The organism is Chitinophaga skermanii (assembly GCF_003259335.1).
In the GTDB taxonomy this organism is placed as follows: domain Bacteria; phylum Bacteroidota; class Bacteroidia; order Chitinophagales; family Chitinophagaceae; genus Chitinophaga; species Chitinophaga skermanii.
On the sequence record NZ_QLLL01000020.1, the window covers coordinates 1 to 4,179 of the forward strand.

The window sequence follows — 4,179 nt, forward strand, 5'->3', positions numbered from 1 at the left end:
TATTTTACTAATAAAATAATTTGTTAGTTTACTAGTAAAATAGTAACTTAGTAGTGTTGAATAATTAATTAATAACTAAAAATTTAAAAAATGGAAAACAACACTTTTGTCAATGGTATTTTAAAATCCGCGTTCAGTTCTTTATCCGTTAATAACGATGACCGGAGAGAAGAAGTTGCCGAACTTCTCGAAAAGTTCGGTTTACGGTGGGATGTTCAAAAGAAACCTTTGCACCTGGTAACCGGAGAGAATACCGGTTTTTACGGTATTGTAAGGGAAGATACTAACAAGACTTTTGCAGCTGTAAAGAAAAGCTATCAACCTTATCAAAATAGTGAGCTTGCAGAACTAGTCCTTCGTTTAAGCGATAGAACAGGCTATAAAATTCATACCGGTGGTATGTTTGACGACGGTGGTAAGGTGTTTTTACAATTAAGTTCAGCAAATGAGCTGCAAGGTATCGGTGCGAATAATAGCACAGTAAAAAGTTATTATACCGGAATTAATAGCCACGACGGAAGCTGTTCTTTAAAATGGGGTATTGCTAATTTTACCGTATGCTGTAAAAATTCCTTTGCCCTCGCTTCCAAATCATTAAAAAACAGTGCCCGTCATACTTCCACCATTAAAATTAAGATTGAAGAGGCCTTAAGGGAAATAGACGCCCTACAAAAGGCGGAACAAAACCTTTTCGAGAAATATATAAAATTGGCGGAAACGCCTGTTACACGTACATCCATCGCAAAAATTGTGAATACTGTTACCGACGTTGATATTTTAAAATCAACGAGCGAACAAAAAGATATTAGTTCTTATGCTAAAAACCGTGCGGAAGAATTGCTTCGCTCTATCACAAAAGAGATGACCGCGAAAGGTGAAACTTTGTGGGGGGTTTTTAGCGGTGTTACTCATTATACAACGCATATCATGCCTATTGCGAGCAAGAAAGCAAATGCTCGCCTAGCAAGCAAACATATAGGTAATGCCTTTAAATTGGATAATGAGGCGTTAGTTGAGTTGGTGGCAATGTGCTAGTATTTTTTGGCAATATGAATAATATTATATTGTTCATATTGCCATTATTATATAATAATAACATATTGTAAATATTGTACGTATTATGGAAACAGCTATTATTTTGGATTTAATCACCTTTGTTGCGATTAACAGGCAAGAAGTAAGTTTGGACGCTTGTAATTTAGCGGAAGAATACCTTCTGGCTTATATAGATGTTACGCCATCAAAGGATTCAGTAAATCTATATTCAGTAAACGACTGGCGCGAGAAATTGCAAAACGTTCCCGCTATTGCACCAGGTTATACAGATTTGGTAAGGTTGCTTAGAAGGTGCGCAACGCATGGGGCCACCTATTTTATCTTAATGGATGATAACGGAAAAAGATTTGACCCTGCAGCTATCACTATCACAGGGTGGAACGAGGTTGTAAAAATAACTTCCGTATTGGCTTATCGTTTTACTGATCAGCTTATGGAGAAGTATAACAATAGTAATTCCGTTATTAACATATTGGCTGATTGGGCGAAGGAATATTTTACTACATATGGCTACTTTGATGATAGGGAGCTTACAATTCCATGGGAAGATGTTCTTTTACAGTGGGGAGGACATAGGCTAAACCGGTTAATAGAAACGGGAAGTTAAGTAAATTGAGAGGTGACATTTTGGGCGGTAAAAAATCGCCGCCCAGCTTTATTTCCTTGATTTTGCTTTTTCGCGAGGCCTTCCAAGCGATAATCCAGTAATAGTGCATAAATTGATTAAATTCGTTTCAATGAAATGGATTAATAACGCACAGAAAGTTACCGACCCTGGACCTATTACACAATGGGTTGATAAAATCAGCACTAATCAGGCTACGGGCAAAAGGAAAACGTTTTCCGGTTTTTCTGAATTATTCAACACAAGTGGCCTACTGATTTGTTGCAGCATGGGAGTGGCAATGCTTTTTTGTGGGTTATGGATGATAAAAGGTGCCCAATTTTTTGGGCACCTTTACATCGGTGGGTTTTTCATATCAATAGCGATTCTGATTATGGTAATTGCTATTTATGTGCATTTGAAAAGCAAATAGACTTTATTCATTTTTTTTCTTATCAGATTCCTTTAAAAATTCATTAAAGGGCACACCATAAGCGTTTGCCTCTTTTCTAAGCCGGTAAAGTGTAATCCACCGCCGAATTTTTTTTAATAACTTTTTCATTAATACCCCAATCTTTTTAAGTTCAACCCTTTCTCTTGGGATTTTATTATTTTTTCTAATTCAACATGTTTTGCCAGCTCTTTTACAGCTATTCTAAGCAACCATGAAAATACCTTGTAGTCACCCGTGTATAGGTGCCTTTGTTTATGAGCTGTGGTAAAAATATCAACCATTATATCGCTAGCTTTAGGTTCTACTACGCCATTCTTCAAGATTAAACCGTAGACAGCCTGGGAATATTGATCGTAAAAGCTGCCCTCATCAAGGGGAAGAAGTTCTGAGGGATTTACTTTACTCATAGAAAAGGGGTATAAGGTAAAGTTATTGTAAATACTGTTTTATCATCCTTCCTTTCCACTGCAATATTACCACCTAAAGTAGTAACCATCATTTTCACATTATTTAAGCCGTGCCCCATCTCCGTTGTAAATACACCGTCGAAGTTTGCAAAGCCTTCGCCATCATCCACAATAGTAATTTTGTATTCGTGTTTGTTGTAATATAAGGCTGATATTAATATATGGATTCCTGGTGAGTTATGTTTTACCGCATTTGAGATAAGATTTATCAAAATTTGGATTAAGTAGGTTGAATCCCCTGCGATTGTAGGAACTAAATTTTTATCTACTTCGTATTCTAACCTTCCCACCTTTTTAAACAACGGAGAAGCGGTAATATAAACTTGTTGGAATATGCTACATAAGTTAATGAAACTAATATCAGCATGATAGGCCGCCTCATTATTTAAGGCTTCTCGCCATCGATCATGGAGATTCTTCATTGACGATGCACAGTGTTCCAAAGCGGGAACACATTCGAGAATGGCGTTTTCAGTAGAATCATTATGTAAAAATTCCTTGAACTCATGAACCGTAATGTTAATTAAGTGTACTAGCAAACCTATTTCGTGTATGGCAGGCCCGATAAGAGAAAGAGCCTCACTAGTGGGAATTGTTTTATGAGCCGCTGATTTAACATCCATATCAATTTGGGATTAGTAACAAGAAAAATGTTTTTTTGAGGATAAAAATTCTCAACTATGAAATTAAACTATTTAGATATAAATATCAAAATAGTTTAATAAATGTATATTAAGTTTAATAAAATAAATTTATTCGATAAAAACCATTAAAAATCAAATTATTAGCTTTGTTCCAGATGGACAAGGCTAAAGTTAAATATAACAGATTAAAAGCTGTTTTGGCAGAAAAGGATTTAACAGGTTCCGAGCTTGGAATTATGGCGGGTATTAGTTCGCAAACTATTTCAAAATGGGCTACTAACAAGCAACAACCTCGTTTGGATCAGGTTTTCAAAATTGCCAAATTACTCGGTGTTCATCCACATAGATTACTTGATTTGAGTAGTATCGAAGAAAATAAATAAAAAAATGCTACGGTTAACCGTAGCATTCCCAAAGTGGTTGCTCATAAAGCAACTGTACAATCTTGTATGTAGTCAGTTTCGTATGTACTTCGATATATGTTACTCGAAGATCACATTTTTGACATTATCAACCAAATAAGCGGTAGATTTTCACAGGATGAAATTAACATAAAAGTTGCCGCTACCTATGCAAAGGTTTTTACTTCAAGCAGTTTCTCTACTGCTTTCTTCCGTGTTATTAATCAACTTAGAGATAACCTTAAAATAGAGGTAACTCATCAATCTACATTTTACAGTTTTACCAATAAAAAGACTGATAAAATTGTTGTAACCTATGAGCCAGAATTTTTATTTGGGAAATGCCTTATTGGAGGCCCACCTACGCCATTGAATGAGATTGAAGATGCAAAATTGAAAGAGAATGAAAAAAAGGTAGTTCTTTCTACACAGCCCAGTAAAAAGGGAAGAAAAAATATTAAATGCTGTAAGGATATTGGCGATAACGTGAGCCTTCCTGCAGCGGGAGATCCCGCGCACCAGGACAAGGTTTTGCCCGGAGAGCTGGCCATTG

8 protein-coding genes are annotated in these 4,179 nt (G+C 36.0%); 5 read left to right on the forward strand and 3 right to left on the reverse strand.

Annotated elements, in window-relative coordinates:
• Window positions 1-90: 90 nt before the first annotated feature.
• The 3 genes from LX64_RS25640 to LX64_RS25650 all read left to right on the forward strand — a co-directional run bounded on the left by LX64_RS25640 (window position 91) and on the right by LX64_RS25650 (window position 2,093).
• A complete protein-coding gene (locus tag LX64_RS25640) occupies window positions 91-1,035 on the forward strand; it encodes a DUF932 domain-containing protein (protein ID WP_111600560.1) in 945 nt (314 codons plus the stop codon).
• An 85-nt stretch (window positions 1,036-1,120) separates the two neighbouring features.
• A complete protein-coding gene (locus LX64_RS25645) occupies window positions 1,121-1,663 on the forward strand; it encodes a hypothetical protein (protein ID WP_111600561.1) in 543 nt (180 codons plus the stop codon).
• Window positions 1,664-1,793: 130 nt separating this feature from the next.
• The gene (locus tag LX64_RS25650) at window positions 1,794-2,093 is read left to right on the forward strand and encodes a hypothetical protein (protein ID WP_111600562.1); all 300 of its coding nucleotides are present in this window, start codon (window positions 1,794-1,796) and stop codon (window positions 2,091-2,093) included.
• 3 nt (window positions 2,094-2,096) lie between these two features.
• Here LX64_RS25650 and LX64_RS26375 read toward each other — a convergent pair whose 3' ends face one another.
• From LX64_RS26375 to LX64_RS25660, 3 genes are read right to left on the reverse strand one after another with little or no spacing between them, the layout of a single operon-like run.
• Window positions 2,097-2,222: a hypothetical protein gene (locus LX64_RS26375; protein WP_262511797.1), complete on the reverse strand. Its 126-nt coding sequence runs from the start codon at window positions 2,220-2,222 to the stop codon at window positions 2,097-2,099.
• Window positions 2,222-2,521 (reverse strand): RNA polymerase sigma factor, encoded by a 300-nt coding sequence (locus LX64_RS25655; RefSeq protein WP_111600563.1) that lies wholly within the window; start codon window positions 2,519-2,521, stop codon window positions 2,222-2,224. The genes LX64_RS26375 and LX64_RS25655 overlap by 1 nt, the downstream gene beginning before the upstream one ends.
• Complete coding sequence (locus LX64_RS25660; protein WP_111600564.1) at window positions 2,518-3,204, reverse strand: sensor histidine kinase; 687 nt, start codon at window positions 3,202-3,204, stop codon at window positions 2,518-2,520. Before LX64_RS25660 ends, LX64_RS25655 begins: the two co-directional genes overlap by 4 nt.
• 176 nt (window positions 3,205-3,380) lie before the next feature.
• Between LX64_RS25660 and LX64_RS25665 the strand changes: the two genes are divergently transcribed.
• Window positions 3,381-3,608: a helix-turn-helix transcriptional regulator gene (locus tag LX64_RS25665; RefSeq protein ID WP_111600565.1), complete on the forward strand. Its 228-nt coding sequence runs from the start codon at window positions 3,381-3,383 to the stop codon at window positions 3,606-3,608.
• Window positions 3,609-3,704: 96 nt separating this feature from the next.
• Window positions 3,705-4,179: hypothetical protein (locus LX64_RS25670; protein ID WP_148707480.1), on the forward strand; the 475-nt coding region annotated here is incomplete at its 3' end.

What these genes read in the sequence shown, in the direction of transcription:
- LX64_RS25640 (WP_111600560.1), top strand. Translation starts at nt 91, where the DNA reads ATGGAAAACAACACTTTTGTCAATGGTATTTTAAAATCCGCGTTCAGT.
- LX64_RS25645 (WP_111600561.1), top strand. Translation starts at nt 1,121, where the DNA reads ATGGAAACAGCTATTATTTTGGATTTAATCACCTTTGTTGCGATTAAC.
- LX64_RS25650 (WP_111600562.1), top strand. Translation starts at nt 1,794, where the DNA reads ATGAAATGGATTAATAACGCACAGAAAGTTACCGACCCTGGACCTATT.
- LX64_RS26375 (WP_262511797.1), bottom strand. Translation starts at nt 2,222, where the DNA reads ATGAAAAAGTTATTAAAAAAAATTCGGCGGTGGATTACACTTTACCGG.
- LX64_RS25655 (WP_111600563.1), bottom strand. Translation starts at nt 2,521, where the DNA reads ATGAGTAAAGTAAATCCCTCAGAACTTCTTCCCCTTGATGAGGGCAGC.
- LX64_RS25660 (WP_111600564.1), bottom strand. Translation starts at nt 3,204, where the DNA reads ATGGATGTTAAATCAGCGGCTCATAAAACAATTCCCACTAGTGAGGCT.
- LX64_RS25665 (WP_111600565.1), top strand. Translation starts at nt 3,381, where the DNA reads ATGGACAAGGCTAAAGTTAAATATAACAGATTAAAAGCTGTTTTGGCA.